Source organism: Ruminococcus sp. SR1/5, from assembly GCF_000209835.1.
GTDB lineage: Bacteria > Bacillota > Clostridia > Lachnospirales > Lachnospiraceae > Blautia_A > Blautia_A fusiformis.
On record NC_021014.1, the window covers coordinates 1,670,256 to 1,695,366 of the forward strand.

21 protein-coding genes are annotated in these 25,111 nt (G+C 41.9%); 19 read left to right on the top strand and 2 right to left on the bottom strand.

Going from position 1 to position 25,111, the window contains the following annotated elements:
* Positions 1–255: 255 nt before the first annotated feature.
* Positions 256–1,107 carry an ArdC family protein gene (locus CK1_RS08560; protein WP_015525866.1) on the top strand — a complete coding sequence of 284 codons (852 nt, stop codon included), beginning with the start codon at positions 256–258 and terminating at the stop codon, positions 1,105–1,107.
* A 1,227-nt stretch (positions 1,108–2,334) separates the two neighbouring features.
* On the opposite strand, the gene CK1_RS08565 is transcribed toward CK1_RS08560, so the two are convergent.
* Together CK1_RS08565 and CK1_RS08570 are read right to left on the bottom strand one after the other, a co-directional pair.
* Positions 2,335–2,586: a type II toxin-antitoxin system RelE family toxin gene (locus CK1_RS08565; protein WP_015525867.1), complete on the bottom strand. Its 252-nt coding sequence runs from the start codon at positions 2,584–2,586 to the stop codon at positions 2,335–2,337.
* Complete coding sequence (locus tag CK1_RS08570; RefSeq protein WP_015525868.1) at positions 2,586–2,801, bottom strand: hypothetical protein; 216 nt, start codon at positions 2,799–2,801, stop codon at positions 2,586–2,588. The genes CK1_RS08565 and CK1_RS08570 overlap by 1 nt, the downstream gene beginning before the upstream one ends.
* A 351-nt stretch (positions 2,802–3,152) precedes the next feature.
* Between CK1_RS08570 and CK1_RS08575 the strand changes: the two genes are divergently transcribed.
* The 18 genes from CK1_RS08575 (at position 3,153) to CK1_RS08660 (ending at position 25,034) form a co-directional block, all read left to right on the top strand.
* Entirely contained in the window at positions 3,153–3,479 is a 327-nt protein-coding gene (locus CK1_RS08575) for a BRO-N domain-containing protein (RefSeq protein WP_306289083.1), read from the top strand.
* A 592-nt stretch (positions 3,480–4,071) separates the two neighbouring features.
* Positions 4,072–4,905, top strand: coding sequence for a hypothetical protein (locus tag CK1_RS08580; protein ID WP_306288845.1), 834 nt, complete (start codon positions 4,072–4,074; stop codon positions 4,903–4,905).
* Positions 4,906–6,433: 1,528 nt separating this feature from the next.
* Entirely contained in the window at positions 6,434–6,586 is a 153-nt protein-coding gene (locus tag CK1_RS08585) for a hypothetical protein (protein WP_015525871.1), read from the top strand.
* A gap of 279 nt (positions 6,587–6,865) precedes the next feature.
* Positions 6,866–8,110 carry a winged helix-turn-helix domain-containing protein gene (locus CK1_RS08590; protein ID WP_015525873.1) on the top strand — a complete coding sequence of 415 codons (1,245 nt, stop codon included), beginning with the start codon at positions 6,866–6,868 and terminating at the stop codon, positions 8,108–8,110.
* A 45-nt stretch (positions 8,111–8,155) separates the two neighbouring features.
* Positions 8,156–8,542, top strand: coding sequence for a hypothetical protein (locus CK1_RS08595; protein WP_015525874.1), 387 nt, complete (start codon positions 8,156–8,158; stop codon positions 8,540–8,542).
* A gap of 86 nt (positions 8,543–8,628) precedes the next feature.
* Positions 8,629–8,931 (top strand): hypothetical protein, encoded by a 303-nt coding sequence (locus tag CK1_RS08600; RefSeq protein ID WP_015525875.1) that lies wholly within the window; start codon positions 8,629–8,631, stop codon positions 8,929–8,931.
* Positions 8,932–9,038: 107 nt separating this feature from the next.
* Positions 9,039–12,416, top strand: coding sequence for a phage tail tape measure protein (locus tag CK1_RS08605; RefSeq protein WP_015525876.1), 3,378 nt, complete (start codon positions 9,039–9,041; stop codon positions 12,414–12,416).
* A 3,477-nt stretch (positions 12,417–15,893) separates the two neighbouring features.
* Positions 15,894–16,922, top strand: coding sequence for a hypothetical protein (locus tag CK1_RS08610; protein WP_306288846.1), 1,029 nt, complete (start codon positions 15,894–15,896; stop codon positions 16,920–16,922).
* 149 nt (positions 16,923–17,071) lie between these two features.
* Positions 17,072–17,890, top strand: coding sequence for an Ig-like domain-containing protein (locus CK1_RS08615; protein ID WP_015525878.1), 819 nt, complete (start codon positions 17,072–17,074; stop codon positions 17,888–17,890).
* A gap of 71 nt (positions 17,891–17,961) precedes the next feature.
* A complete protein-coding gene (locus tag CK1_RS08620; RefSeq protein ID WP_015525879.1) occupies positions 17,962–18,363 on the top strand; it encodes a hypothetical protein in 402 nt (133 codons plus the stop codon).
* Between the two features lie 80 nt (positions 18,364–18,443).
* Positions 18,444–19,175: an HNH endonuclease gene (locus CK1_RS08625; RefSeq protein ID WP_015525880.1), complete on the top strand. Its 732-nt coding sequence runs from the start codon at positions 18,444–18,446 to the stop codon at positions 19,173–19,175.
* Positions 19,176–19,372: 197 nt separating this feature from the next.
* Positions 19,373–19,966: a hypothetical protein gene (locus tag CK1_RS08630; RefSeq protein WP_015525881.1), complete on the top strand. Its 594-nt coding sequence runs from the start codon at positions 19,373–19,375 to the stop codon at positions 19,964–19,966.
* A complete protein-coding gene (locus CK1_RS08635) occupies positions 19,951–20,610 on the top strand; it encodes a tyrosine-type recombinase/integrase (protein ID WP_015525882.1) in 660 nt (219 codons plus the stop codon). Before CK1_RS08630 ends, CK1_RS08635 begins: the two co-directional genes overlap by 16 nt.
* Before the next feature lie 232 nt (positions 20,611–20,842).
* Positions 20,843–22,510: a glutamine--tRNA ligase/YqeY domain fusion protein gene (locus CK1_RS08640; protein WP_015525883.1), complete on the top strand. Its 1,668-nt coding sequence runs from the start codon at positions 20,843–20,845 to the stop codon at positions 22,508–22,510.
* A gap of 189 nt (positions 22,511–22,699) precedes the next feature.
* Entirely contained in the window at positions 22,700–23,305 is a 606-nt protein-coding gene (locus CK1_RS08645) for a Maf family protein (RefSeq protein WP_015525884.1), read from the top strand.
* Between the two features lie 8 nt (positions 23,306–23,313).
* Complete coding sequence (locus CK1_RS08650) at positions 23,314–23,979, top strand: HAD family hydrolase (protein WP_147603664.1); 666 nt, start codon at positions 23,314–23,316, stop codon at positions 23,977–23,979.
* The gene (locus CK1_RS08655; protein WP_015525886.1) at positions 23,972–24,775 is read left to right on the top strand and encodes a Cof-type HAD-IIB family hydrolase; all 804 of its coding nucleotides are present in this window, start codon (positions 23,972–23,974) and stop codon (positions 24,773–24,775) included. The genes CK1_RS08650 and CK1_RS08655 overlap by 8 nt, the downstream gene beginning before the upstream one ends.
* 1 nt (position 24,776) lies before the next feature.
* Positions 24,777–25,034: a hypothetical protein gene (locus tag CK1_RS08660; RefSeq protein WP_015525887.1), complete on the top strand. Its 258-nt coding sequence runs from the start codon at positions 24,777–24,779 to the stop codon at positions 25,032–25,034.
* Positions 25,035–25,111 lie beyond the last annotated feature (77 nt).

Consider the following 25,111-nt stretch of genomic DNA (forward strand, 5'->3'; position numbering starts at 1 on the left):
GCTTTTTCCGGATCTTTCATATGTTGTCACCTCCATAAATATATGTAAGCATTGTATCACATAATGAGGGAATACACAATCTTGTACAAGATATATAAATTCAACCTTGAAATCTTGTACAAGAATAACAATTTACATCTTGTACAAGATGATATATAATAAAGCCATAATCAAACAGAACAAAGAAACACAAGAGAAAAACAAAGCAACACGGAACACAAAAAGAAAACACTTTCTATATGGAGGAAAAAGATTATGGCAGCAGGAAAAGCAAATGTTTATGAAATGGTAACAGCAAGAATTATTGCAGAGCTTGAAAAAGGTAACATTCCATGGGAGAAGCCATGGACAGGAACACAGACCGGAGCATTTAACCGGATCAGCAAGAAACCTTACAGCCTTATCAATCAGATGCTTCTGCTTCATACCGGAGAGTATGCAACATTTAAACAGTGGGCTGATCTTGGCGGACATGTTCGTAAAGGTGAAAAATCAGAGATCGTTGTTTTCTGGAAGATATTAGAAAAAGAAGAGACAGACAAAGACACCGGAGAAAAAGAGATCAGGAAGATTCCAATGCTGAGATATTACAACGTATTTCATATTTCACAAGTTGAAGGTGTTGAGCCACTAGCGAAACCTTTTGAAGAGGTGAAACCGATCGAAGAAGCGGACAGAGTAATAGCTGATTATGTGAAAAGAGAAAACATTGATTTCGAAGAGTGTGCAAGCAATCAGGCATATTACAGCCCGTCATTTGACAGAGTTGTGGTCCCAATGAAACAGCAGTATAAGAACATCAACGAATATTACAGCACAACATTTCATGAGCTGACACACAGCACCGGACACAAGAACAGATTAAACAGATTACAGACCGGAGCCGTTGCAGCTTTCGGATCAGAGACTTACAGCAAGGAAGAGTTGGTTGCAGAGATCGGAAGCGCGTCCCTCATGAATATGTTAGGAATTGAAACGCCTAAGACATTCCGTAACAGTGCAGCATATATCCAGAGTTGGTTGAAGGTTCTCAGGAATGACAACAAGTTTATAGTATCAGCAAGCAGCAAGGCAGAAAAAGCAGTTAATTACATAACGGCAGAGTAATAGAAACAGGAGGGTCAGCAGTGATCCTCCTTTTTTAGTTCGTTGTATTCCGTTTGGTTGTGTCTGGCTGCGTTCCTGATCTCTGGTGTGGTTTGTGTTCCGGTTTGGTTTTGGATCGGCAGCAGGTTACACTTCCAGACTGAGAAAAGCACAAGGCTTGTAAGATGTTTCTATACACTGTTAAGAATATAACGAAGTTGGCAAAGTTGACAACAAACCACAGGAGCCACAGAAAGCACAGGGATAGTATGAGGAATACAGGCCACAAGATCACAGGGATCAGAGCTATAGAGAAGGTCACAAGCTTATATCTAAAAGAGCATAACATATAAGGCTTAAAGAGCTTTGAGAGGATCAGAGAGCACAGAGAAGCCAACAGACAGCAGAAGAAGCAAAGAAGAAAGAAGAGAAGCCAGAGAGCTACAGCAGACCGGAACCAGATACAAAGAAAGCTTGCAGCAGGTACAGGGAGCTTGCAGCAGATCATACACAGGACACCAGATCAGGCAGCAGGAGAGCCACCGGAGCAGGCCACCAGATTATAGGTGCAGCAGATCAGACTTACCCCCACAGTTAAGGACTTTATGAGAGCTGATAGAGCAGGAACGGACGTTACCGGATGCAGTCGAACAAGTACAGGCCGGATGATCTCAGAGCCATTACAGCTTGATATACTCACTATAGAGCAGCACTATAGACGCAATACAGAACAGCAGGAAAACAAGTGCTTTTCCGGTATAGAATCAGGCAGCAGGTACAGAGATCACAGCAGAGAAGGAAGAGCAAGAAAAGGCTTGTTTATCAGTGGTTGGGGCTACAGTTGCAGGAAATACAGAGCTTTTACAGGGGGACGGACTGAAGGACAGAAACGCTTTATTTTATAGCTGTGGGACTGCCTGAGATGATTTTATTTAAGAAAGATCAGAGATCAGCAAGAGAACCGGAACCGGATCAGACGGAACCAGATCAGCAGGAGGGGAGAGGGGCAGCAGGTGACAGGGGTGCTTTCAACTTAGAAGGGGCTTGTTATTTCCGGTATTGCCTGAATGTGGTATGTTTTTATACTGACCTGAAAATGAAGATCCTAAAATGAAAGCTGAAAGCATACAGAACCATCAGATTTTAGAGGATAAAATTTTATCCCCATAAACTTTCAGTATACAAAAAAATGGAACGTCTATCAGACGCCCCATCCATTATATCCATTCATCCATAATCCAGCACTGGTTATAGTCTTTTGTATATTTGTCCCCTGTTTCCTGCATCAATAACAGTAATAATAAGCTTGCCATTATCTACAGTGTAAATAATACGGTATGTGCCAACTCTGAGACGCAGGACGTTATCATAGCCTTGCAGTTTCTTGATATCTTCACCTTCCGGGAGCTTTTCAATGGCTGCCACAATGCGCTTTTTCTCATTGAGAGGAAGCTTGTCAATGAATTTCTTAGCTTTTTTCTTGAGGACGATTTTATACATCAACCAATCCCCCATTCTTTTTTGCACTGTTCAAGAGAGTATTCTTCATCTTTTGTTGGGTCAGGATCATTCAGATAATCTTCGTAAAGGTTACGGCAGTATGCGTCATCGGAATCTTCATCAGCAGTAATACCTTGAACATAAGCCAGAACATAGCCAAGTTTGTATTCAGGAACATAATCCAGCAGTTGTATGATTTTATCTTTTTCTGACATGGTAACACCTCCTTGTGTGCTTATGACTATATTATAAACCAACTGGAAGGAATGTTCAATGCTATTAAATGAGATGGAATCCCAGATGCTTACCCCATATTTGTATTAAGCTGTCCTGGCGATTCACCGGATTAGATTATACTAGCATTTTTTATATAGGATATGTGTGACAAACCTGACGTAACGAAACGTTCGGTCATCAATTCAATGACCAAATGTTTTTAAGATTGTAGGGGTCACTGAAATGGACACCCCCTGTGAGTATTGTTCAATGCTATAAAACCACTCACCCCGATTCAAGGTAAGTGATCTCTCACTCTCATCACCGAGCAGTCCTTCCTTGATAAGCGCATCCGTGTATTCGGTACACCAGAAGATCCGCTGTTCCTGGCACGAGATGTTGCAGAGTGGATTGAACATAAAGATGTAACTACAATGTTAAGAGCAGTAGATAATGATGAAAAAATAAAAATTACGAATCCTCCGCTTAATGAGCGGACGTTGTTAAAACCGAATCAGGAATACTGGTTTCTTACCGAAGATGGCCTTTACGAAGTTCTCATGCAGTCCCGGAAACCGAAGGCTAAGGAGTTCAAGAAAGAAGTCAAGAAGATTCTGAAGAGTATTAGAAAAACTGGGGGATATGTTGTGGGACAGAATGTGGGCGGGAACATATAGTTCCAATATACACTAGAGATTACTATACGTTATGTCGATTTTTCAATAAGAGAACGCAATATTTCAACTTTCCAATTTTGTCAGAATCATGCCCATATATAGATATAGGTTATTATATAGGGCATGAAGTTGACAATTTTGGAAATCTTTGATATACATTATACATAAATTTAATAGTATAATTAATGCAATTATTGAGCAGCTTGCTGCGAAATGGAGAGTGAGCTTGCGAACGTATATACATATACAATTCATACAAAAATAGGGGAAAAATATGTTGGAGTTAAATCATGAGTATACATATCAGGAAATTTGCAGAAAACTTGGATGGAATGTATCTTCGGGAGCACAGAAGATAAAGCAGATTAAAGTCTTAGAAGAATCCTATAAATTTTATCATCCAGAGAACAAAAAGACACACAAACCTAAGAAGAGTTACATCTTTACGGAACAACTGAAAGAACCTGTAATCTCAGATGGAAGAAAAAATAATGGCACAGAGAGCAGTTTCCCACTGGATGAATTTGAGTATCTTTTCAAGTGCATTCTGGTAGGAGGTGTGCAGCGGAATTATTATTTTGAACGAGGAATCATGAATGAAATCTACGTATCAAATGCTCTGCTGTATAAAGAGTTTGGATTCGACATATACGGATATTTCTCAGAAGTATTTTATGGTGATTTCTGGAACCCTAGAGTTAATAAGATAAAGAATCTTTTTCAGGATATCTGTCTGAGTGCAGCGAGATCAGCAACAGTTACAAGATTATGCAGACTTCTTGGCTGTGAGAAGAATACATTACCTAAAGGAATACTCAGACATTTGAATAGCCAGAACACGATTCTGATGCCAGCCAATGAATTGATGCCGATTTATCAGGAATACATGGGAGAATGTTTACGAGAGTATGAGTGTAGATCTGAGATTCAGGCAATTAAGAGAGGGCTATATTTTGAAATCACAGATGCAATCACGGACAGATTCATTGAAGAGAAAGACTTGTATGGAGTTAGAAGATATAACCGGATAGAGATTAACATGGATTATATCATGACCTTTAAGAAGAACGCTAACAAAAAGTGGCAGTTGCAAAGAAAGTTCCGCAGAGTTGTGGTGGAATCCATTTATCAGTCAGTACGAAGAAGATGCCTGGATCTGAAAGAATATAGTCAAAAGCTGGCCCCTGTGGAAAAGTTGATATTGCTCAATTACTTCAGACAGATGCTTCAGAAAATGATATTAATGCAGGAATATAAAGAAAAGATGGAGCAACTGAGAACTCAGATTGAAGAGGCATATGCTGACGATGAAGAAATAATAGAGTTCATAAAGAAGCGGAACGAGAGGATTGCAAAAGAAAAAGCAAGAGAAAAGGCACTTGCTAAAATACGCGAAGCAGAATCTGAAGAAAAGACGAAAAAATGATTTTAATGTAGCACAGAACGTATGAGAGACACAGATCTTGTACGTTCTTTTTTTATGTCCGACCGTCCCGGGGGCACTTCCAACTTTACAGAATGATTACATTATATAGGAAGAAACTAGATTCAAAAAAACGAGCAGAAAAATTTTGAGAGTGCAGCAGTGTTTTCTGATCTGTAAATAAGTGCTGCCCTGTGAGCGTCCTATAGACCTGTAAGCCGGGTTCACTGTCAGACGATAACTTCTCCGCCGGATCAGTTAGGATAGATTACGGAGCTATCAGGTGAGCTACAGTCCACAGATCGGGGTAAGCAAATGTGCCGGGTAAGTAGAGTATCAGGAGCAGGTCTGATTCAGGAAAGGCGCAGCAGTTAGAGTAATAGCGTTACTCGGTCCGTCAAAAGTCCACTGTGACCGGAGAAAGAGCCTGACATGGACTGGAATTTATGTGGCTGGTACTGGCTGCATCAACAGATCGTGACCGTCAGAAAGCAGAGAATCTTCCTATATAAAAGACTGAGATCGAATTTTTCAGTGACTTTATGATTGGAATGAACTATAGGCTTCTAGGCTACGTATTCGATCAGAAACGGATTAGAGGTGCTGTATGGTGACTTGTTCGGAGAAGTGTACAGAGTGCCCTGTACGGGCTGTCAGACGCTCTGAAGGCCACGGTGACGGGTGAGGTCGACGCTGCGGAGGGCGAGTTGGGAGTGTGTGCCAGGGAGTTAGGGTGGATAAAAAATGCAGAAATTCAAGAAAAAATCAGCAGAAAGTCCTTTGTTTATACGGAATATTACAGATGTAAATTCGTCCGCTATATGAGGGAATGAACTTTTGTGGTCAAAAAAGTAAGAAATTCAAAAAAATATCGTTAAAAATCCCATATAAAACACCAAAAATTTGAGCTGCAAATTCGTGTGCTATATGAGGGAAATAACTTTTGAAATCAGATTTACGGAAATTCAAGAAAAAAATCAGCAGAAATCCCTTATATTACAATGAAAATCGGTAATCGTTTAGCGTGTGGTATATGAGGGATGGTGAACTTCTGAACCAGAAAAAGTAAGAATATTTGGAAAAATATCCTCAGAAAAGCATTGTAGAATAAGGAAAAATCAGAAGTGCAATTTACTCCGCTATATGAGAGAAAAAACTTTTTTCCGGGAAAAATGCGTTAAATCAAAAAATAATTGTGAGAAAGCTCTTAGTTTATACGGAAAAATGGACATGAGATTTAGTCCGGTATATGAGGGAAATATCTTTTGATTTCCCGGCGGAATTTACACGCTCTCAATATTTTTTCTTCATTTAACCCTTATGGTTACTGGCTTTTTTGCAGCTATAAATTCGTGTGGTATATGAGGGAAGCAAAAGTTCATATGTGCAAAAATGCACGAATTCAAAAAAATATTGGCCTGAAACACTGATAAAATAAGGCTTTTCGGGCAATGCAGTAACGTGTGCTATATGAGGGAAATAACTTTTATTATAGATTAGAACAATATGTGCAGAAAGGAGAGTGAAAATCATGGCAGAAGAGAGTAAGAAAAGAAGAATCTCTATAGAGGTTGACCAAGATCTCCACAGAGAAATCAAGATGTTTTCTGCATTACGCAACATGACATTAAAGGATTACATCCTGACATTAGTGCAGAATGACATGAAAAAGCTGAAAAAATGAAATAATCAGAAAGCAGAGGTAAGAAGTAATGAAGAATCAGAAAGAGCAGAAAACTCAATGCAAAACAAAGGCAGTACGTAGCCAGAGGATTGCGTGGATGTTAAGGAATGAAGGGTTCCCGGTCATAAATATAAGGCCAAACAGATGTATGCCAAACCTGAATGTGTTCATATTTGAAGCAACACCGGAATTATGTGCTGCGTTAAATGAACATATCAAAAACAAAGATAATATACGGAATAAGTAGGAATAAAAAGAGAGTCGGAGGAAAGAATCATTATGAGTAAAACCAGACAGTTTGATAGAAGCAAATGCTTCACATTTTTTAACACATACCGTACACAAGGTAAAAGAATCCGTGAGAAGTACGGAGATAAAATGGCAGCAGATTATTATGAGGCAATCATAGATTATGGTTTAGATCAGAAGCCTATCACAGATGATGAGCTTATGCTATTAATCGGGGAAACTCTTCTGGAAACGATTGATTCATCACAGAAGAGAAGATCCAGAGGTTTCGGAGAAAATACAGAACGTACCAAGGCAATCATTGAATTAGTACGTGATAACCCGGGCATCTCGCAAAGTAAGGTCGCATCAGCGGTACACTGTAGTAAGAGTACCGTCAGTGCCGCATTGAAAAACTTCAGGGAAGGCAAGTACAAAGAAGTGTTTGACTTTAACATTATCATAGGCGGTACTGAGTACAAACCTGATGGCAGTACCGTCACAGATGAGAGCGAAAGTGAGTATGAAAACGTGCCAGAATCAAGCACTGACGGGCAGTACGGTACAGGTACTAATACTAATACTAATTATAATACTAATAATAATATTAATAGTACCGAACGGTACCAGTACCACTCCGTAGGTAGCCGAAACACCGTTACGGTCAACATGGACGCTGACGCTTCGGACGCTTCGCTTGATATGGTCGCTAACGCTCCAGGTAACTCCGCTGACGCTGCGCGCTTGCGCTTGCCTGTTGCACCAGAATGGCCAGCAGAATGGATTGAAAAAGATATACGGAAATTGGATCTTAGATTTGATGGAAGGATACCTGATAATGAGATGCTGGGTATTATTGCTCGTACTTATAGACAGCATATTAATAATGATGAACTTGACTACAAAGAAATTTTTATAGAAATGGTTAAGGAGTTTACAGGTGGCATTTATAATTGTAATAAGGATGAGGTTAAAAAAGTTTGTGCTTATATCTGTGGGGTTCCCGAGAATACTTTTGTTCCTAGGGTTGATCCAGATCCAGATGATTTTTCTTCAGATCCAGATACTGTAGATTCTGGTTTGGATAGTCCTGATCTGGCTGATTCTGGATTGACTGATTCTTCTTCAGATATGGTTTTTACAGATATTACAGATCCTGATTCAGTTATTGATCCTGTGTCTGATTCTTCTACTGATCCGGGTCCTTCAGATATTACAGCTTCTTCAGATACGATTGTACCTATTAATCAGGATAATACGGATATTTCTGGTTCTGATCCGGGTGATGCAGCATAATGGATCAGGTTTTTGTTTTTACATATGATTGGAGGTATTGCCACTATGGGTAACACATTTACATCTTGGAGTGGTTTGGTTTTGGCACTTCAACAGGAGGTTGCGGAAGCTACAGCAGAAGTAATTGATGCTTCTATGGATGATTTATTTATGAATATAGATCAGTTTTACAGTTCTTCAGAAGGAAGATATACACGTACCGGGACATTGCGTATGTCTCCTGAGAGTGAGTTTTCTGGCGGAGGTTCTGTATCTTCTGGGGAGATCCGGCTGAATACCGGGCACAGATATTCTCCTTCTGGAAGAGATACACAGACTATTTATAACTATGCTGAGGATGGAGGGCTGCTTGGTAATGGAGGATTCTGGTCACGGACGATGGATCAGGTTCCCCGGCACATACAGGAATCTTTCGGCAGCAGGTTTTCCTGATTTTGGGACTGAGAACTGATTTTTTTATATAGACTTTAGCTGATAATTTTACAGATTTTATATAAGAATTAAAGGAGAATAGAATAATGACAAACAAATTAATGACTATGGATGAAATTGCAGACAAATACTTTGATCTTGAGATGGCCACCGATGAAATCTTTAGGGATATGGTGAACCGTTGGAATGAATTTACGGAGACAGACCGTAAGCTTGTATGTAAGGTTCTTGCGGAACAGATGGATGCGTATGCTTTATATAAGATTCTGGATGGACTGAGTTACAATCTGGATGTTGCAGATATGGAAAAAGATCTGGAAGAACAGGAACACTACGAGAAGAAAGAAGATATAAAGAGATGTGTTTGCAACCTGATTGATCTGATATAAAAATTCTTGATTAATCACGATTGAATTATAATGAATATTAATAATAAATTTATGATCGAGGGACTGTCTGTGGTGGCAGTCCTTCTTATTATATAAGGAGTAAGACAATGGCTGAGGATTTTAGAGCGAAAGTAACCGCCGAGTTAGATACGGCGGAAGCAGAGAGTAAGCTGAATGCTTTTCTGAACGAGAAGCGAAAGCTGAAGATAGATGTGGAAGTGAATCAGGACTCTGCAAAGAAGATGGCTTCCAGTATAGAAAAAGGTATAAAAGATACAAAGATTGATACATCCGGCATCTCCAAGCAGCTTGCCGGATCTTTTAATATTACGGACAAAAATGTAATCAGTAAGCTGCAATCCCAGATGGACAAGATGATATCCAGTTTGGGAAAGACATGGAATGGTAAGGATTTTGATTTTGGGAAAGCATCAGGCTTTTATTCCGGTATGGACAGCATGGTAAACACGGTCATGAAAAACGCAAAGATCGTGGAGGGTGCTACCGGGAGCTATGATGCCTTTTTTAATTACTTCAAAGATAAGAAAATCTATGTTTCTGATGAACTGAAGAAAGCCATGGGTGAAGATACCTACAAGGAACTGCTTCAGAATAACATCGGCAAGGTTGTCCGGGACGCTTCAAAAGGAATATCCATAGATTCCCTGTGGGGAGAAATGAGCAGCTTGTTCCCGGAGCATTTTTCAGATAACATTACTAATCAGGTGGATCAGATCGTCCATGCGTTTGATGTATTGCATCAGGCCAGAGCGGATGTGGGACAGGTAACGACAGCCCAGAACATGACTGCGGAACAGCTTACAGGGATCTCAGACAGTGCGGCGGAGCAGGTTGTAGCGATTGCAGCAAAGCTGAAGGAGAGCCTACAGAGTAACATTATGGGTGCATCCGAAGCAGCTAAGACGACCATTGACCTTGATGTAAATGTAAACACAGATAAGATTTCTTCAGATATCCGGTCGGCAGTAGAAAATGCAGGAAATCAGGCTGAAGGTGCGCTAAAAGTAAATATGGAAGTCAATGAGGAACAGCTGGTTTCCAAGATCCGGGAAGCATTAAGCAGTCTTGCAACCGGAGAAGAGCCTGTAAAAGTCAATCTTCAGGTAAATAAGGAATCCTTGCAGGAGGATCTGAACCTTGCACTGAATGAAATGGATCTTCCGGTACACTTCAAGATTGATACGGAAGAAATAGAGAGCCAGATCCGGGCAGCAGTAGAAAGTATTCAGGATATGGAGATTGATCTTCGTGTGAACACCAGAGATATCCAGAATGATGTTGATACAGCAGTAAACGGAGCAACCGAAACACCGGAGCTCCATGTGCCTGAAGTAGACAGCTCTGGTTTGGCACAGATGCAGCAAGCTTTGAATGGTGTAAATGCAGCAGGAATCCGGGGCCAGAGCGTGTTTCAGACTTTAGGTGGAAGCTTCCGGGAAGCGTTTTCTGCATACAGTCTGGCAAACATGATGCAAGATGGACTGTATAAGATCGTAGATGCAGGAAAAAAAGCAGTTTCTACCGTAAAAGAGTTTGATGATCTGAAAACCAACCTTGCCATGGTAACAGGAAAAGACAAGACTTATACGGAAGATCTGATGCAAAGCTACAACGAATTGGGGCAGGAAATCGGAAGTATTACTTCAGATGTTGCGGAATCTGCAAATACATGGCTGAGACAAGGACGTTCCATGGCAGATACCAACCAGCTTATCAAAGATTCCATGGTTTTGTCTAAGGATGCACAGATGAGTTCAGAAGATGCAGCACAGGTTTTGACTTCTACACTGAATGGATTTAAGCTTGGTGCAGATCAGGCCAGCAGGATCAATGATATCCTGACCAGCATTGACTTAAAGAGTGCTTCGGATGCAGGTGGAATCGGTACTTCCTTACAGAAAGTTGCATCACAGGCGAATAATGTTGGCATGAGTTTGGAGAAAACAGCTGCCATTATTGCTACGATCAAGGATGTAACACAGGGCAGTGATGAAACTATCGGTACATCCTTAAAGAGTATTCTGTCTCGAATGAACAATATCAAAGCAGGAAAATTCGTGGATGATAACGGGGAAGCACTGAATGATGTGGAGAAAGTTCTGAATAAGATCGGTATTACCATGAGGGATAACAACGATCAGTTTCTTGATTCGGAAACAATCATTGATTCTGTGGCAGATAAATGGGACACTTTAAATAAGAATACACAGAAAGCGGTTAGTACAGCTCTTGGCGGAACCCATCAGGCCAACAGTGTGATCGCCATGCTGGATAACTATGATAAGGTAAAAATGCTGACAGAAACCGCTTATAATTCAGAAGGAACCGCAGAGAAGAAGTTTCAGGACAATTATTTAAACTCTCTGGAAGCCAAGACCAATGCCCTGAAAGCATCTCTGGAAAATCTGTCTACTTCTCTGGTATCAGATAACATGTATTCGGGATTTCTGGATGGGGCAAAAGCAATGGCGGACTTTGCAGCAAATACAGATATCTTACAGGCATCTCTGGCCGGACTTGCATCTGCTGGCGGTGTATACGCATTTCAACAGCTGATAAATCTGTTCCGGGAGTTTTCCAACATGGGACAGGCTATGGATATCAGCCGAATGACAGAGATTTCTACAGATTCTTTTGAACAGCTGTTAGGACTGACACAGGGACTAAGCGAATCTCAGACCCGGATGGTACTGTCCAGTACGGCTTTAACAGAAGCACAGAGGGCAGCAGTCCTTGTAAATCAGGGAATGAGTGAAGCAGAAGCGCAGGCTGCCGTTGCTGCAATGGGACTGACCACTGCCAATGAAGCTGCTGCTGCCAGTACCTTTACATTATCCGGTGCTATGGAGGGAATGCTTGCAACATTGATGGCAAATCCTCTGATTCTGGTTGCAGCAGGTGTTACCGCAGCAGTTACGGCCTACAGTGCTTATAAAAGATCCATTGAGGAAGCAGTAAGCTCTGCGAAAAGTGCAGGAAATACATGGGAAGAGAACACGACTTCCATACAGGATAATATCAGCAGGATTCAGGAATTAAGGACAGCCCTTGCATCCGGTACACTGACAGAGCAGGAAGCAGCGGACGCAAAGAGCGAGCTGTTATCTATACAGGAATCTTTATCCGAATCCTACGGAAATCAGGTCAGTGGGCTTGATCTGATAAACGGATCTCTTACGGAGCAGATCGCATTACTGGATCAGGTGAACGAAAAACAGTCCCAAAGCTTCTTGAATGAAAATAAAAGGGTATTGACAAAGCCCAGAAAGAGATGGAGAAAAACCGTCATACATACTTGGGTCGGTTCTATGATAACGGATCAGAGGAATCGGAAGCAATCAAGAAATCCATTAAGAAGCTTCAGGAAACCTATGGAGAAGATGTATTTAAGCTGGACAGTGCAGACGGAATCACGATGGATATTCAGTTTAATGCGGATGCTTCTACGGCAAAAGACGCATTGAATGATTTCATGACAGAGGTTTCCGGTATTGAGGATCAGTTTGGAGAAACGGATGTAACCGATCAGCTTGCTAATAATGCAGCATCCGGTCTGACAAAAGCAAAGGATGTTCTCAGTGAATATCAGGATATTTATAAACAGGCACAGGAAGCAGAGCTGATATCCGATGATAAGCTGTATAAATCCGGTGATATGGAACAGAAAGCTTCCAAGTGGATTTTAGACTATGCAAAAGCGGTTGAGGACTATAACAATGCGATTTCTGATGGAGATAACAGTAAGATTACAGAAGCATCCCAGAAATTCTCAGAACTGGATAGCACAGTAAACGATCTGGTGAAGAATACAGGCATGTCCGCTTATGCAGATCAGGTAAAAGAAATCCGGGACGAGCTGAATGATACAGCCATTGCCAATGATAAGTTTACCAAGGCCGTAAATGGTACGGACACAAGTAAGTTTGGAAAGTCTGTCTCGGATAATGCAAAAGCACTGAAGGAATTAAACCTCTCCGATACAGACTTCCGGTATGCTTTTGAGACAGACGGAGTACAGGAAGGCGAGGATCAGATCAATGCTCTGGTACAGGCTGCCCTTGATGCAGGTGTTATCAGTGATACTTCCGCATCCAGTGTGGCGAATCTTGCCAGTATGCTTGCAGAGTTGGGTGTAATCTCTTCCAGTACCGGATCTTCTCTGGATGAAGCAGTGGATTCCATTGGGGATATTAGTGAAAGGATCGACAAAGCCAGTGATGCATTAATCGGAATCCAGAAAGCAGAATCTGTTCTGGATGCACAAAGCACAGGAAAATCTATCTCTCTGGATGATTTCAACTCAGACGAGCTTGCAGATTATACTTCCGCTCTGGAATATAATAACGGAGCCTTACAACTGAACGCAGAGAAAGTACGTGAGTTACAGAAAGCCAAGGCAGAGGAACAGATACAGACCAACAACAGCCAGAAAGCAGAAAAACAGAATCAGTACATGCAGAACATTGCACAGATCGAACAGCTTCAGGATCAGTTAAGAGGATTAACCGATGCAAAAGGTGAGGAAGCACAGGCTATCCAGTCCAGTATTGATGCTCTCTTATCAGATAATGACGCAATCGTAAACCAGTGCAATCAGCTGGATCTGCTCTCTGCATCTCTCAGGGAAGCAACTGGGGCTTACCAGAACTGGCTTGACAAACAGAACGCTTCGGAATCTGGTGATATGTTCGATGATGCCATGGGAGCTATGGAAAAGATTGATAACGTAACAAAGAACAGTGATTCTGAGGATTACGGAAGGATCGGAACAAACTCTTATAAGGCAGCAGTGGACTTTATTGTTCCTGATGCCGTGGATAGTCAGGACGCAGAAGCCGTTTCTTCTTATATGAGTTCCATTGAACATTACTTTAATCATGACGAGGACGGCAACCGGATCGGTCTTGATGTACAGGAGTTCTGTGCAAAAGCTACCAAGGCTGGACTGATGGAACTGGATGAAGCCAGTGGCGAATATAAAGTTGCAGGCCAGAAAACCATGGAGGACTTTGCGGAAGGATTGAATCTTTCTATGCCAATGGTTCAGGCTATGTTCGGTGAGATGGAAGAGTTCGGCGGAGAGTTTGACTGGGCGGATGAAGCCACAAAGACGTTAGGTGATATGGCAGTTGCAGCCGGGGAAGCCAAGGGACGGATCGAGGAAATGTCTGGTGATACCGACATGAATATCCAGATTGATGTTTCCGACATTGAGAACACGGAGGATAAAGTCAAGACACTGGACAATACCATATCTCAGATGCAGAATTACAAGACTACTCTGGATGTGGATTCCTCTCAGGTGGATGATGCCAACGCAGTGATTCAGTATTGTGTTACACAGAAACAGATGCTGGAAGCTCCTGCTGTTATGTCGGTAGATACTTCTCAGGTGGATGGGGAGCTTGGAAATGCGTTATCTTTATTACAGCAGTTTCAGGAAGCACAGAACAGTGTAGAGCTACAGGCTTCTGTCGGTGCAGATACTTCAGAAGCACAAGGTAAAGTGGACAGTCTGGTTGGTGAGATTCAGGGATTAAGTCCTGAGATTAAAGCAACACTGGGAATTGATACCACTTCCGCAGATACGCTTTCAGCATCTTTACAGGCATTAAGTCCTGAAATCATGGTAAAAGCTGGTGTGGATTCTTCTGTCGTGGATGCTTATGCAGCAGAAGAAAAGCAATCTTCTGGTAAAGTGACATGGGATAATGAAACCGGGGCCGTAGATGCGTTTGCAGCACAGGTACACCGTTCTTCCGGTCTTGTATCATGGGGAAACGAAACATCCAGAGTAAAGACACATTTCACAGCTACTGGAACCGTAAACTGGACAAATACAACACCACCAAAATCAGGAGGTAACAGTGCAAATGGTACCGCTCATGTCCGTGGAACCGCTCATGCAGCAGGATCAGCACAATACAATCACCTCTCAGGCCATGCACAGGCAAGTGGTAACTGGGCTACGAAAACAGGTGGAACTACTCTGGTAGGTGAGCTGGGACGTGAGATTGTAGTCAATCCTGCAACTGGTACATGGAATACCGTAGGTGATAACGGAGCAGAGTTTGTAAATATCCCGGCAGGAAGCATTGTATTCAATCATCTTCAGACGGAAGCTTTATTGGATCGTGGATTTATAAACAGCAGAGGTCTGGCACAGGCAAGCGGATCGGCTATGGTCAGAGGTGGAATCCCTGTAAAACAGGCCAGTATTGCATCGAAGCATACGACTTACAGTGGTTCAAAATCACCTTCAAATACGGATAAAGCAGTTGCACAGGCTGCAAAAGACAGTTCCAGTGCGGCAAAAAGTGTTACGGATGCAGCAGAAAAAGTGGAATCATGGGAAGATCCATGGAAAAATGCAGTGGATTGGTTTGAACGATTCACGACAAAATATAACAATTCCATAGATCTGAACGAAGCAAAAGCAGAAAATTATTCCAGCTATGAAAACAAAAACAAGTATCTGGATAAAGAGATTGCGGATCTTTCCAAGCTGAAGGGTGGATACCAACAGGCGCAAGGATATTATAAATATCAGGCGGAAGCTTATGCAGATATGATCGGACTTTCACAGGATCTCAGAAAGAAGGTTCAGGGCGGAGAAATTAACATTGACCTTTTGGATGAAGATACGAAATCCAAGGTGGAAGCTTATCAGAAATGGTATGATAAGATTCATGAATGTGAATCTGAGCTGGAAAAACTGAAGAAGAAAGAGAAGGAAGTAGATCAGCAGAAGCTGGATAACATTACAGACCGCTTTGATGATCTGAAAAAAGTGTATTCCACAAGCAGCTCTGTGATCGAAAGCAGACTGAAGTACCGGGAAGAGAACGGGGAATCACAGGCTCCCGGCAGTAAATACTACAAGGACGTAAACAGCCAGAGAAAAGCACAAGAAGCTCAGGCAGCACTTCTGGAAAAAAGAGATGGTAGCGTACCGGGCACAGATGGAGAAGATCCGTAAGAAATACGGGGAAGGACATGAACTTTATAAAAAGGCTCTGGCTGGATACAATGATCTCCGGGATGAACTATATAGTTGTAAGCAATCTGCAAAAGAGCTTTCCAATACCATGTATGAGCTGAAAGAAAAAGCTGCGGAATATAAAACTGCAATGTATCAGGGCAGATCCGACAATCTCTCTTCGTTCCGGGATTATAAAGAAGCTACCAATTACAAGGGCGGCAAGTATGGAAATCTGACAGTAAATGATTATGCTCAGGCAGCGAAAACCAATGACCAGACCATTTTGGCATTGCAGAACCAGAAAAAGATTGCTATGGCAAAGCTGAAAACACTCTCTTATGGTTCACCGGAATATAATGATAAGCTGGACGAGATCAATGGATATACACAGAAGATCCTTGATCTGGGTAAAGCCAATGCAGAACTGAAGAAATCAGCCGTGGAGATCCGGTTCAAACCGTTTGATGATACCATTGATTCTCTGGATGAACTGATTGACGACTGCGACACCTTAAAAGATATGCTGGATTCAGATACTTTCTTCTTAGATGCTGGTGAACTGACTAAGCAGGGAGCTGCGAACATTGCTCTTATCAATAAGGGACTGAACGCAGAACAGCAGAAAATTGCAGACTACAGGGCACAGCTGAAGAATGCACAGCAAGAATATAATGCAGGAAATCTTACCAAGGAACAGCTGAAGGAATACCAGAAACAGTATAAAGATGGAATCAAAGAATCTTCTCAGGCAATTTACAGCTACAATCAGGAAATGCTGGAAATGTACGAGGATCAGGTTTCAAAAGAGAACGATCTTCTGAAAGAGAACGTTGATATACGGCAGAAAGCGAAAGATGCTAAGGAAGATTACTACCAGTTTGACAAGACTATTAAAAGTAAAATAAGGATATCAATGCAATCAAAGCGCAGATTGCAGCTCTGGAAGGAACCACAAATGCTGCTGCCAAGGCCAAGCTGGAACAGTTAAAGGCGGATCTTGCAGAAAAAGAGGAAGATCTGGAAGATACCAAACACGATCATGAAATTGATCTGATATCCAAGGGCTATGATAACCTTACCGATCAGGCTGACAAAGCACTGGACAGTACCTTAAATGCGGTGAAATCCAACTCTCAGATGCAGACCGCTGTTATTGAAGAGATGCTGAAAACCACAAAGCAGAAATATAAGGATGCTTATGCAGAGATCAACCAGATCATTGCAGACACAGGTTTAAAAGTTTCGGATCAGTTCAAGAGTAACATCAAGGATTCAAACCTGAAGAACGAACAGACGGATAAGAAGAAAGCTGACAAAGCAGTAACAGGAATCAAAGACACAAAGGTTTCTGGCTCTACAGGGACCGGAAGTACATCTGCGGACAAGGTAATACGAAATGCTGCCACAGATGCACAGGATAAAACCCTGAAGAAACTTTCATTAAGTCCGAAATCTGTTGTTGTGAACGTGGGAAAGACAGCAACGGTAAAGGTAAGCTTCAGCCCGGCAAGCGCAGTCAATAAGAATTTCACCTGTACGGCATCTGCAAAAGGAATCGTGAAAATCACACAGACAGCAGACCGCATTACCCTGAAGGGATTAAAGACCGGGAAAACAGTAATCAAAGTTCAGGGAGCTGGCGGATATTGCAAAGCTGTAAGCTTAAATGTGTCTGTACTGAAGGATGCAACAAAAAACTCCAAGATCGTGAACAGTACAGCCAAGAGTAAGAAATATACTCTTACCACAGAAGAGAAAAACCGTGTCCTGAACATGTCAACCGGACAGAACGCCAATACCGTAAAGGCGAACACCAAGAAAGAAGCAGAGCTGAAGAAATGGTATAAGGCATTGCCAGCCTATATAGGCGGTGACGCAGAGATCGAGAAGATCAAAGATCCGATTGTGAAGCACTTTGCAAAAAAGGTAAGAAAGCCAGCAATGCAAACATTATAAAGGCAGCTTCAATTCTGGGGTACAAGGACGCTAAAAATGTAAGCAAGTGGGATACTAAAAAGAAGAACGCTATGGTCAAGAAGCTTCAGACATTTGGATTCTCCAAGGGTGGAGTGATCCGAAACCTGATCCCGGCAACTATGGGAACGCTTCTGGGAGATGCGATCATGAAAAATGGTGATACGGGATTCATTGGAGCCAAACCGGGAGAAACGGTGCTTACACAGGATTTCACAAAGCTTCTGAAGCCAACAACAGCGACCATGCAGGAGTTTACAGAGGTTATGCAGAAAGCAGGAACTCCAAGCGTAAAAGAAACACCAGCCAGACAGGAAGTTACCATGAATAATGATTATCAGTTCGTGATAAATGGTGTGGATGTAAATGATATGTCGGAGCTAAAGAAGGTTATCCGTGGGGAGCTTGATAAACACGACAAAGAACTTGCAAAAGAATTTAAGAAATTCAGATAAAGATAGAAACACGAGGGCATCTGTATCAGCTACAGGTGCTCTTATTTTATGAGTAAAAGGATAAAAAGGAGTAAATGAAAATGAGAAAATACAAAAAATATACCAGAGAAGAATACAGCAAAAAATTTGATGATCTGATGGAGAATACATTTAATTATGTTATGCAGGAAGGAGAGCAGATCGTCCAGTGCAAGGAGCCATACCCGGCATACTGGTTTATGTCTAATAAAGGTTATTTGTTCTCTGCATATGGCAGTAAGATCAAAGTAGTGAAATCAAACCACAGGTATACAGGGACAAAGAATAAAGATGGCAGTCGGACGGGACAGGACTGGTATTATGAGTACAAAGTTGCAGGACAGAAGCACAATAAGCACGTTACCATGTATCGGGTAATGAGCGACTGTTTCTGTGAAAATGAGTTTGGTTCTGAAGATAATGAGATCCACCACATCAGAAAAAAGAACCAGTATAAGCCAAGTGAAGGAAAAGAGTGCAACCGTGCGGAGAATTTGCAACTGCTGCCCCGGGAGATCCATAAAAATCTGACATATTATGCAAGCAAACCGGACGCAGAGCATAACAAAGAGCTGGAAGAGAAGATAAAAAATGCAGACTGTCCATCCTTTCAGTTTCCACAGGAACAGTTTCAGGACTTGTTAATGGTAGCTTTATATGATTGTAATGTAAGTGGAGGAAAAGCGATCATGTATACGACAACAATAACAGACAATGTGGAGGATATAGAAGCAGAAGCGCATGTTTTGGACGTAGGAAAGATACTGAAACAGAACCTGGAAGAATGCGAATAATTATATACGAAGGAAGAACAAAACAGATGTGAAGAGCATCCCCGGAACGTGACAGGATGGTAGCAGCGGCGGAAGTAGCGGCAACAGTGAGAAGAAAACTCTAGCTGGACCGGCTGTAAGAATATGTCATGCAAGAGCTGGGATGCTCTTTTTTTGGTGGAACAAAACAGTGAATAATTGGAATACAAGGAGAAAAAATGGGTAATATGGTTGAAAATATGACACCTGAGATGGCGATGGGAATGTTGAAATACATCCAGAATAATGATATTATTGACTTGTCATATGTGCAAGAGATGAAAGAAATGGCTGAAAGAGATAAATACTTACAGCAGCACCCGTACAAAATCTGGCAAGGAAAGGACGGAAAGTGGAGAACATATCTTCCAGACAAAACGAAGGCTAATGGCCGGAAACTGATAAAGAGAACATCTGAAGAAGATATCAAGAAAGAAGTTGCTAAATATTACAGAAAAGAAGCAGAAAATCCAACAATTCAGGAAGTGTTTGAAGAGTGGAACGACAGGCGATTACAGCTGGGGAAAATTGCTGCTCCAACGCATCAGAGGAATTGTCAGATATATGAGCGGCATTATGAAAAACTGGGAAAAAGAAGAATAAGATATGTTGCACCGGATGAATTTAGTGATTTTCTTGAGATTCAAATAGCAGAACATAATCTTACAGCAAAAGCCTTTTCTAATTTGAAAACAATAACAAGAGGATTTCTGAAACGGGCGAAAAAAGAAAACTTATTGATTGGAGTCCGGAAGAGATGCTTCAAGATTTAGATACCTCAGATTCTATCTTTAAGAGAACAATAAAGGAAGATGATGAAGCGGTATTCAATGAAGATGAATTGCCACGGTATATAGAATGCTTAGAGGATAGACTAGACGTGGTTAATCTAGGAATCTTGTTGATGTTTCTCACGGGGATCAGAGTTGGTGAGTTGGTTACTTTAAAATTTTCAGATTTTGATAACAATACTATTAAAATTAGACGTACAGAAACAAGAGTGTTTATCGAAAAAGGTAAATATGATTATCGGGTAAAAGAATTTCCAAAATCACAGGCTGGTGTTAGAACAGTGATTGTTCCGGAAGATTATATATGGGTTGTTCAAAAACTTAAAAGATGTAATCCAACACAGGAGTATGTTTTTGTAAATGAAAAAGGTAAACGAATGACGACAAATGTAATACGGCGGAGAATGGAACGAACATGTAAGCAAATACATATTAAGCCGAAGTCACCACATAAGGCGAGAAGAACTTTTGCCAGTATTCTTCTTGACAACAACGTGGATGAAAGAATGGTTATTGATCTGATGGGACATACAGATATTAAATGTACAGAGGGATATTACCATAAAAATAGGCGTTCCATAGATCGAAAAAAGAAATTCTTAGCAACATACCAGATTTCAAAATAATAAGTGTATGAATTTTTTACAAAAAGGTAATCAAAGGTAATCATAAGTGAAACCCGCAAAAGCGCATAAATAAAGGAAAATAGCATGTTACACACGGGTTCGATTCCCGTCAGCAGCTTTTTTTGTGTCTAAAAACAGACAATTTTTTGTTTAGATACAGGTTTTGCGGGTTTCAAAAACTCCGGATTTATGATAAGATAAAACATCAGGATGATATTTAGGAGGGAAAGCAATGGAGAACGAAACAGTTTCCAAAAACTTTATTGAAAATATTATAGACAAAGATCTTGAAGAAGGCGTTTATGACACCGTGCATACACGTTTCCCACCGGAACCTAACGGCTATCTTCATATCGGACATGCGAAATCCATTCTTTTAAATTATGGACTGGCTCAGAAATACAACGGAAAATTCAACCTCCGTTTTGATGATACCAACCCTACAAAGGAGAAATCCGAATTTGTAGAGTCCATCAAGGCTGACGTGAAATGGCTTGGTGCAGACTGGGAAGACAGACTTTTCTTTGCATCTGATTATTTTGATCAGATGTATGAGGCAGCAGTGAAACTTATTAAGAAAGGCAAGGCCTTTGTCTGCGACCTGACTGCAGACCAGATCCGTGAGTACCGAGGAACTCTTACAGAGCCAGGTAAAGAGAGCCCGTACAGAAACCGTACTGTAGAAGAGAATCTTCAGCTTTTTGAAGAGATGCGTGAGGGCAAATACGGAGATGGCGAGAAGGTTCTCCGTGCCAAAATCGATATGGCATCACCGAATATGAACATGCGTGACCCGGTCATTTACCGTGTAGCCCGCATGACACATCACAATACAGGAGATAAATGGTGCATCTATCCGATGTACGACTTCGCTCATCCGATCGAGGATGCCATTGAGGGTGTGACACATTCTATCTGTACTCTGGAGTTTGAGGACCACAGACCGCTTTATGACTGGGTGGTAAAGGAACTGGAATATCCGCACCCACCGAAGCAGATCGAGTTTGCAAAGCTGTACCTGACCAACGTTGTTACAGGTAAACGTTATATCAAGAAGCTTGTTGAGGACGGCATCGTAGATGGATGGGATGATCCGAGACTAGTATCCATCGCCGCACTTCGCCGCCGTGGATTTACACCGGAGTCTATCCGTAAATTTGTAGAACTCTGTGGTGTTTCAAAGGCGAACAGTTCTGTAGATTATGCAATGCTCGAGTACTGCATCCGTGAGGACCTGAAGCTGAAACGTCCGCGTATGATGGCGATTCTTGATCCGATCAAGCTCGTGATCGATAACTATCCGGAAGGACAGGTTGAGTATCTTGAAGCTCCGAATAATATGGAGAATGAGGAGCTTGGAACCAGAAAGATCCCGTTCAGTGGAGAACTTTATATTGAACGTGATGATTTTATGGCAGAGCCTCCTAAGAAATACAAACGTCTTTATATTGGAAATGAAGTTCGTCTTATGAATGCATATTTTGTAACCTGCACAGGTTATGAGGCAGATGACGACGGAACGATCCGTGTAGTCCACTGTACCTATGACCCGGAGACCAAGGGCGGAAATGCACCGGACGGACGTAAGGTAAAAGGAACGATCCACTGGGTGGAAGCATCCAATGCAGGTAAAGTTGAGGTAAGACTTTACGAGAATATCGTAGATGAAGAAAAAGGTGTTTACAATAAAGAAGATGGTTCTCTTAATGTAAATCCGAATTCTCTTACAGTAACAAGTGCTTATGTAGAGCCGGAGCTTCTGAAAGCAAAAGGTTATGACAGCTATCAGTTTGTACGTAACGGTTTCTTCTGCGCAGATATCCATGACTCCAGGGAGGGAGCACCGGTATTTAACCGCATTGTATCTCTGAAGAGCTCTTTCAAATTACCGAAAGCATAAAAACTGTCAAAAAGAATACGAAACATATGACAGCAGTACACCGTGAACAGGTATCAGGGTGTACTGCTTGTTTTGTTTTATCGTCATCAGGAATAAATGGATAAGTACAAAATGCTCCTGCAACGATTTCGGTTGCGCCCATTTACAGAAACGGTTATACTGATAACACAGGAAAGAGAGGAATTACACATGAAGAAAATCGTGCTTGCTTCCGCATCTCCCAGGAGGCGGGAACTTTTAAGCCAGGTAGGAGTCGCCTTTGAAGTGAAGCCTGCCAGCGGGGAAGAACGGATCACCAGTGCAGAGCCTGCGAAAGTGGTGGAGGAACTTTCTCGTCAGAAAGCTATGTTTACGGCATACGCGCTGGAGGAAGAGGAGAACCGAGATCTGAGAGATGTGGTTGTGATCGGTGCAGATACCGTTGTATCTTATGAGGGTAAGATTTTAGGTAAACCGGCAGATGAGACAGCTGCAATAGAGATGGTCGCTATGCTGCAGGGGAATACACATCAGGTATATACCGGTGTAACTTTGCTGATAAGAGAAAAAGGGAGATGGAAAGCTCATACCTTCCATGAGTGCACAGATGTGAGCTTTTATCCGGTGACAGAGGAAGAAATAAAGGAATATGTAAACAGCAAAGACCCAATGGACAAAGCCGGAAGCTATGGGATCCAGGGCGCCTGGGGAGCCTATGTGAAGGGAATCCGTGGTGATTATAACAACGTGGTGGGACTGCCTGTGGCAAGACTGATTTATGAGACAAAAAAACTGGGAATGAACCTGAGAGGATGAAAGACAAAATGATAAAAGCTTGTATATTTGATCTGGATGGAACAATTGCGGATACACTGGAATCTATGGCATATGTGGCGAATGAGATCATGGAAAAGTTTTCCCTGAAACCACAGCCGGCAGATAATTTTCGTTATTACAGCGGTGAAGGTGCAGATATGCTGATCAGAAGATGCCTGATCGATGCAGGAGATCCGGAGCTGGTACACTACGAAGAAGTCAGGGAACTTTATCGCAGGAAATTTGATGAAGATCCGCTGTATAAAGTTGTGCCATATAAAGATATGCCGGAAACCCTTCAGAAGCTGAAACATGCAGGCCTTAAGATGGCTGTATGCTCCAATAAGCCTCATGTTGCGGCACAGAAAGTGGTAAAGGCGATCTATGGCGATCTGTTTGATGAGGTGATGGGACAGCAGGAAGGGATCCGCAGAAAGCCGGCACCGGATGGTCCGCTGAAGATTGCAGAAGATTTCGGCGTAAAGCCGGAAGAATGTATGTATATCGGAGATACAAAGACAGATATGCAGACAGGAAGTGCTGCTGGAATGTATACCGTTGGTGCACTATGGGGATTCCGTGACAGAGAAGAGCTTGAAAATAACGGTGCAGATATTGTAGCAGCTGTACCTGGTGATCTGTTTACTATTTATGAGGAGAAGCAGCATGATTAAGATGGTTGCCAGCGATCTGGATGGAACGCTGCTTATCGGTGGAAGACAGACGCTGCCGGAAGAGATCTTTCCGCTGGTAAAGGAACTGAAAAAAATGGGAATCCTCTTTGTGGCAGCCAGTGGCAGACAGTATGCCAATATGAGGAATCTTTTTGCGCCGGTAAAGGACGAGATGGCATTTATCAGTGAAAATGGCGGGCTCGCTGTCCAGAATGAGAAGCTTCTGTACTGCGACAGCTTTGACAAAGAACTGGTCAGAGAGATCATTCAGGTAATATGGGAAAAGCCCGGAGCGGAATTTTCCTGTTCTACAAAGGATTTTTATTATATCATGCCCAAGACAGAACATTATCGCCATCTGATGATCGAAGAAGTAAAAAATCAGTGTAAGATCATAAAGAGTTTTGATGAGATCACAGAGCCTTGTATGAAGGTTGCAGTTTATGAGAGAGAAGGAATGACGGAGGAATCCATCCAGTACTGGAGAGAACGGTTCAAAGACAGATGTACTGTTGTGACATCCGGATTTGCGTGGGTGGATTTTGTTCCATTTACCACGAACAAAGCAAAAGGGATCCGTAAATACCAGGAACTTTTGGGAATCGGACCGGATGAATGCATGGCGTTCGGGGATGAATACAATGATATTGAAATGATGAAATCTGTAAAATACAGCTTTGCCATGAAGCATGCGAAGCCAGGGGTAAAGGCGGCGGCTTTCTACGAGACAGAGAAGGTGGAACCAGTACTTCGCAGACTGATCGCGGCGGGCGGAGATATAAAGGAGGTACTTTAATATGTACAAGAAAGAATATGTCCAGACATTTCTGGAAAAACAGGGTCAGCTTTTTGATGAGCCGGTAGCAGAGGATTTTGAGGAGGCAGAGGAATTTCTAGAGGATTGCATGGCAGTTGTGCTGGATTCCCTGAAGGATGTTAAAAAATATCTGGATGGAATGGGCGCAGATGTGGAGGGGATTTCCCTGAAGGAGCTGGAAGAAGAAAGCGAAGTATTTAAACTCCCGGACGGAAAATATATGATCGTAGAAGGCTGACGGAAAGCAGGGATTACACCTCTGAAAATTAAATATGATAAACTTGCATCAGCAAAAGAAAGCCCTGCGTAGAAAGG

What these genes read in the sequence shown, in the direction of transcription:
- CK1_RS08585 (WP_015525871.1), top strand. Translation starts at nt 6,434, where the DNA reads ATGGCAGAAGAGAGTAAGAAAAGAAGAATCTCTATAGAGGTTGACCAA.
- CK1_RS08595 (WP_015525874.1), top strand. Translation starts at nt 8,156, where the DNA reads ATGGGTAACACATTTACATCTTGGAGTGGTTTGGTTTTGGCACTTCAA.
- CK1_RS08660 (WP_015525887.1), top strand. Translation starts at nt 24,777, where the DNA reads ATGTACAAGAAAGAATATGTCCAGACATTTCTGGAAAAACAGGGTCAG.
- CK1_RS08615 (WP_015525878.1), top strand. Translation starts at nt 17,072, where the DNA reads ATGCAGACCGCTGTTATTGAAGAGATGCTGAAAACCACAAAGCAGAAA.
- CK1_RS08590 (WP_015525873.1), top strand. Translation starts at nt 6,866, where the DNA reads ATGAGTAAAACCAGACAGTTTGATAGAAGCAAATGCTTCACATTTTTT.
- CK1_RS08610 (WP_306288846.1), top strand. Translation starts at nt 15,894, where the DNA reads ATGGTAGCGTACCGGGCACAGATGGAGAAGATCCGTAAGAAATACGGG.
- CK1_RS08640 (WP_015525883.1), top strand. Translation starts at nt 20,843, where the DNA reads ATGGAGAACGAAACAGTTTCCAAAAACTTTATTGAAAATATTATAGAC.
- CK1_RS08570 (WP_015525868.1), bottom strand. Translation starts at nt 2,801, where the DNA reads ATGTCAGAAAAAGATAAAATCATACAACTGCTGGATTATGTTCCTGAA.
- CK1_RS08605 (WP_015525876.1), top strand. Translation starts at nt 9,039, where the DNA reads ATGGCTGAGGATTTTAGAGCGAAAGTAACCGCCGAGTTAGATACGGCG.
- CK1_RS08560 (WP_015525866.1), top strand. Translation starts at nt 256, where the DNA reads ATGGCAGCAGGAAAAGCAAATGTTTATGAAATGGTAACAGCAAGAATT.
- CK1_RS08630 (WP_015525881.1), top strand. Translation starts at nt 19,373, where the DNA reads ATGGGTAATATGGTTGAAAATATGACACCTGAGATGGCGATGGGAATG.
- CK1_RS08655 (WP_015525886.1), top strand. Translation starts at nt 23,972, where the DNA reads ATGATTAAGATGGTTGCCAGCGATCTGGATGGAACGCTGCTTATCGGT.
- CK1_RS08580 (WP_306288845.1), top strand. Translation starts at nt 4,072, where the DNA reads ATGAATGAAATCTACGTATCAAATGCTCTGCTGTATAAAGAGTTTGGA.
- CK1_RS08565 (WP_015525867.1), bottom strand. Translation starts at nt 2,586, where the DNA reads ATGTATAAAATCGTCCTCAAGAAAAAAGCTAAGAAATTCATTGACAAG.
- CK1_RS08650 (WP_147603664.1), top strand. Translation starts at nt 23,314, where the DNA reads ATGATAAAAGCTTGTATATTTGATCTGGATGGAACAATTGCGGATACA.
- CK1_RS08625 (WP_015525880.1), top strand. Translation starts at nt 18,444, where the DNA reads ATGAGAAAATACAAAAAATATACCAGAGAAGAATACAGCAAAAAATTT.
- CK1_RS08645 (WP_015525884.1), top strand. Translation starts at nt 22,700, where the DNA reads ATGAAGAAAATCGTGCTTGCTTCCGCATCTCCCAGGAGGCGGGAACTT.
- CK1_RS08600 (WP_015525875.1), top strand. Translation starts at nt 8,629, where the DNA reads ATGACAAACAAATTAATGACTATGGATGAAATTGCAGACAAATACTTT.
- CK1_RS08635 (WP_015525882.1), top strand. Translation starts at nt 19,951, where the DNA reads ATGCTTCAAGATTTAGATACCTCAGATTCTATCTTTAAGAGAACAATA.
- CK1_RS08620 (WP_015525879.1), top strand. Translation starts at nt 17,962, where the DNA reads ATGGTCAAGAAGCTTCAGACATTTGGATTCTCCAAGGGTGGAGTGATC.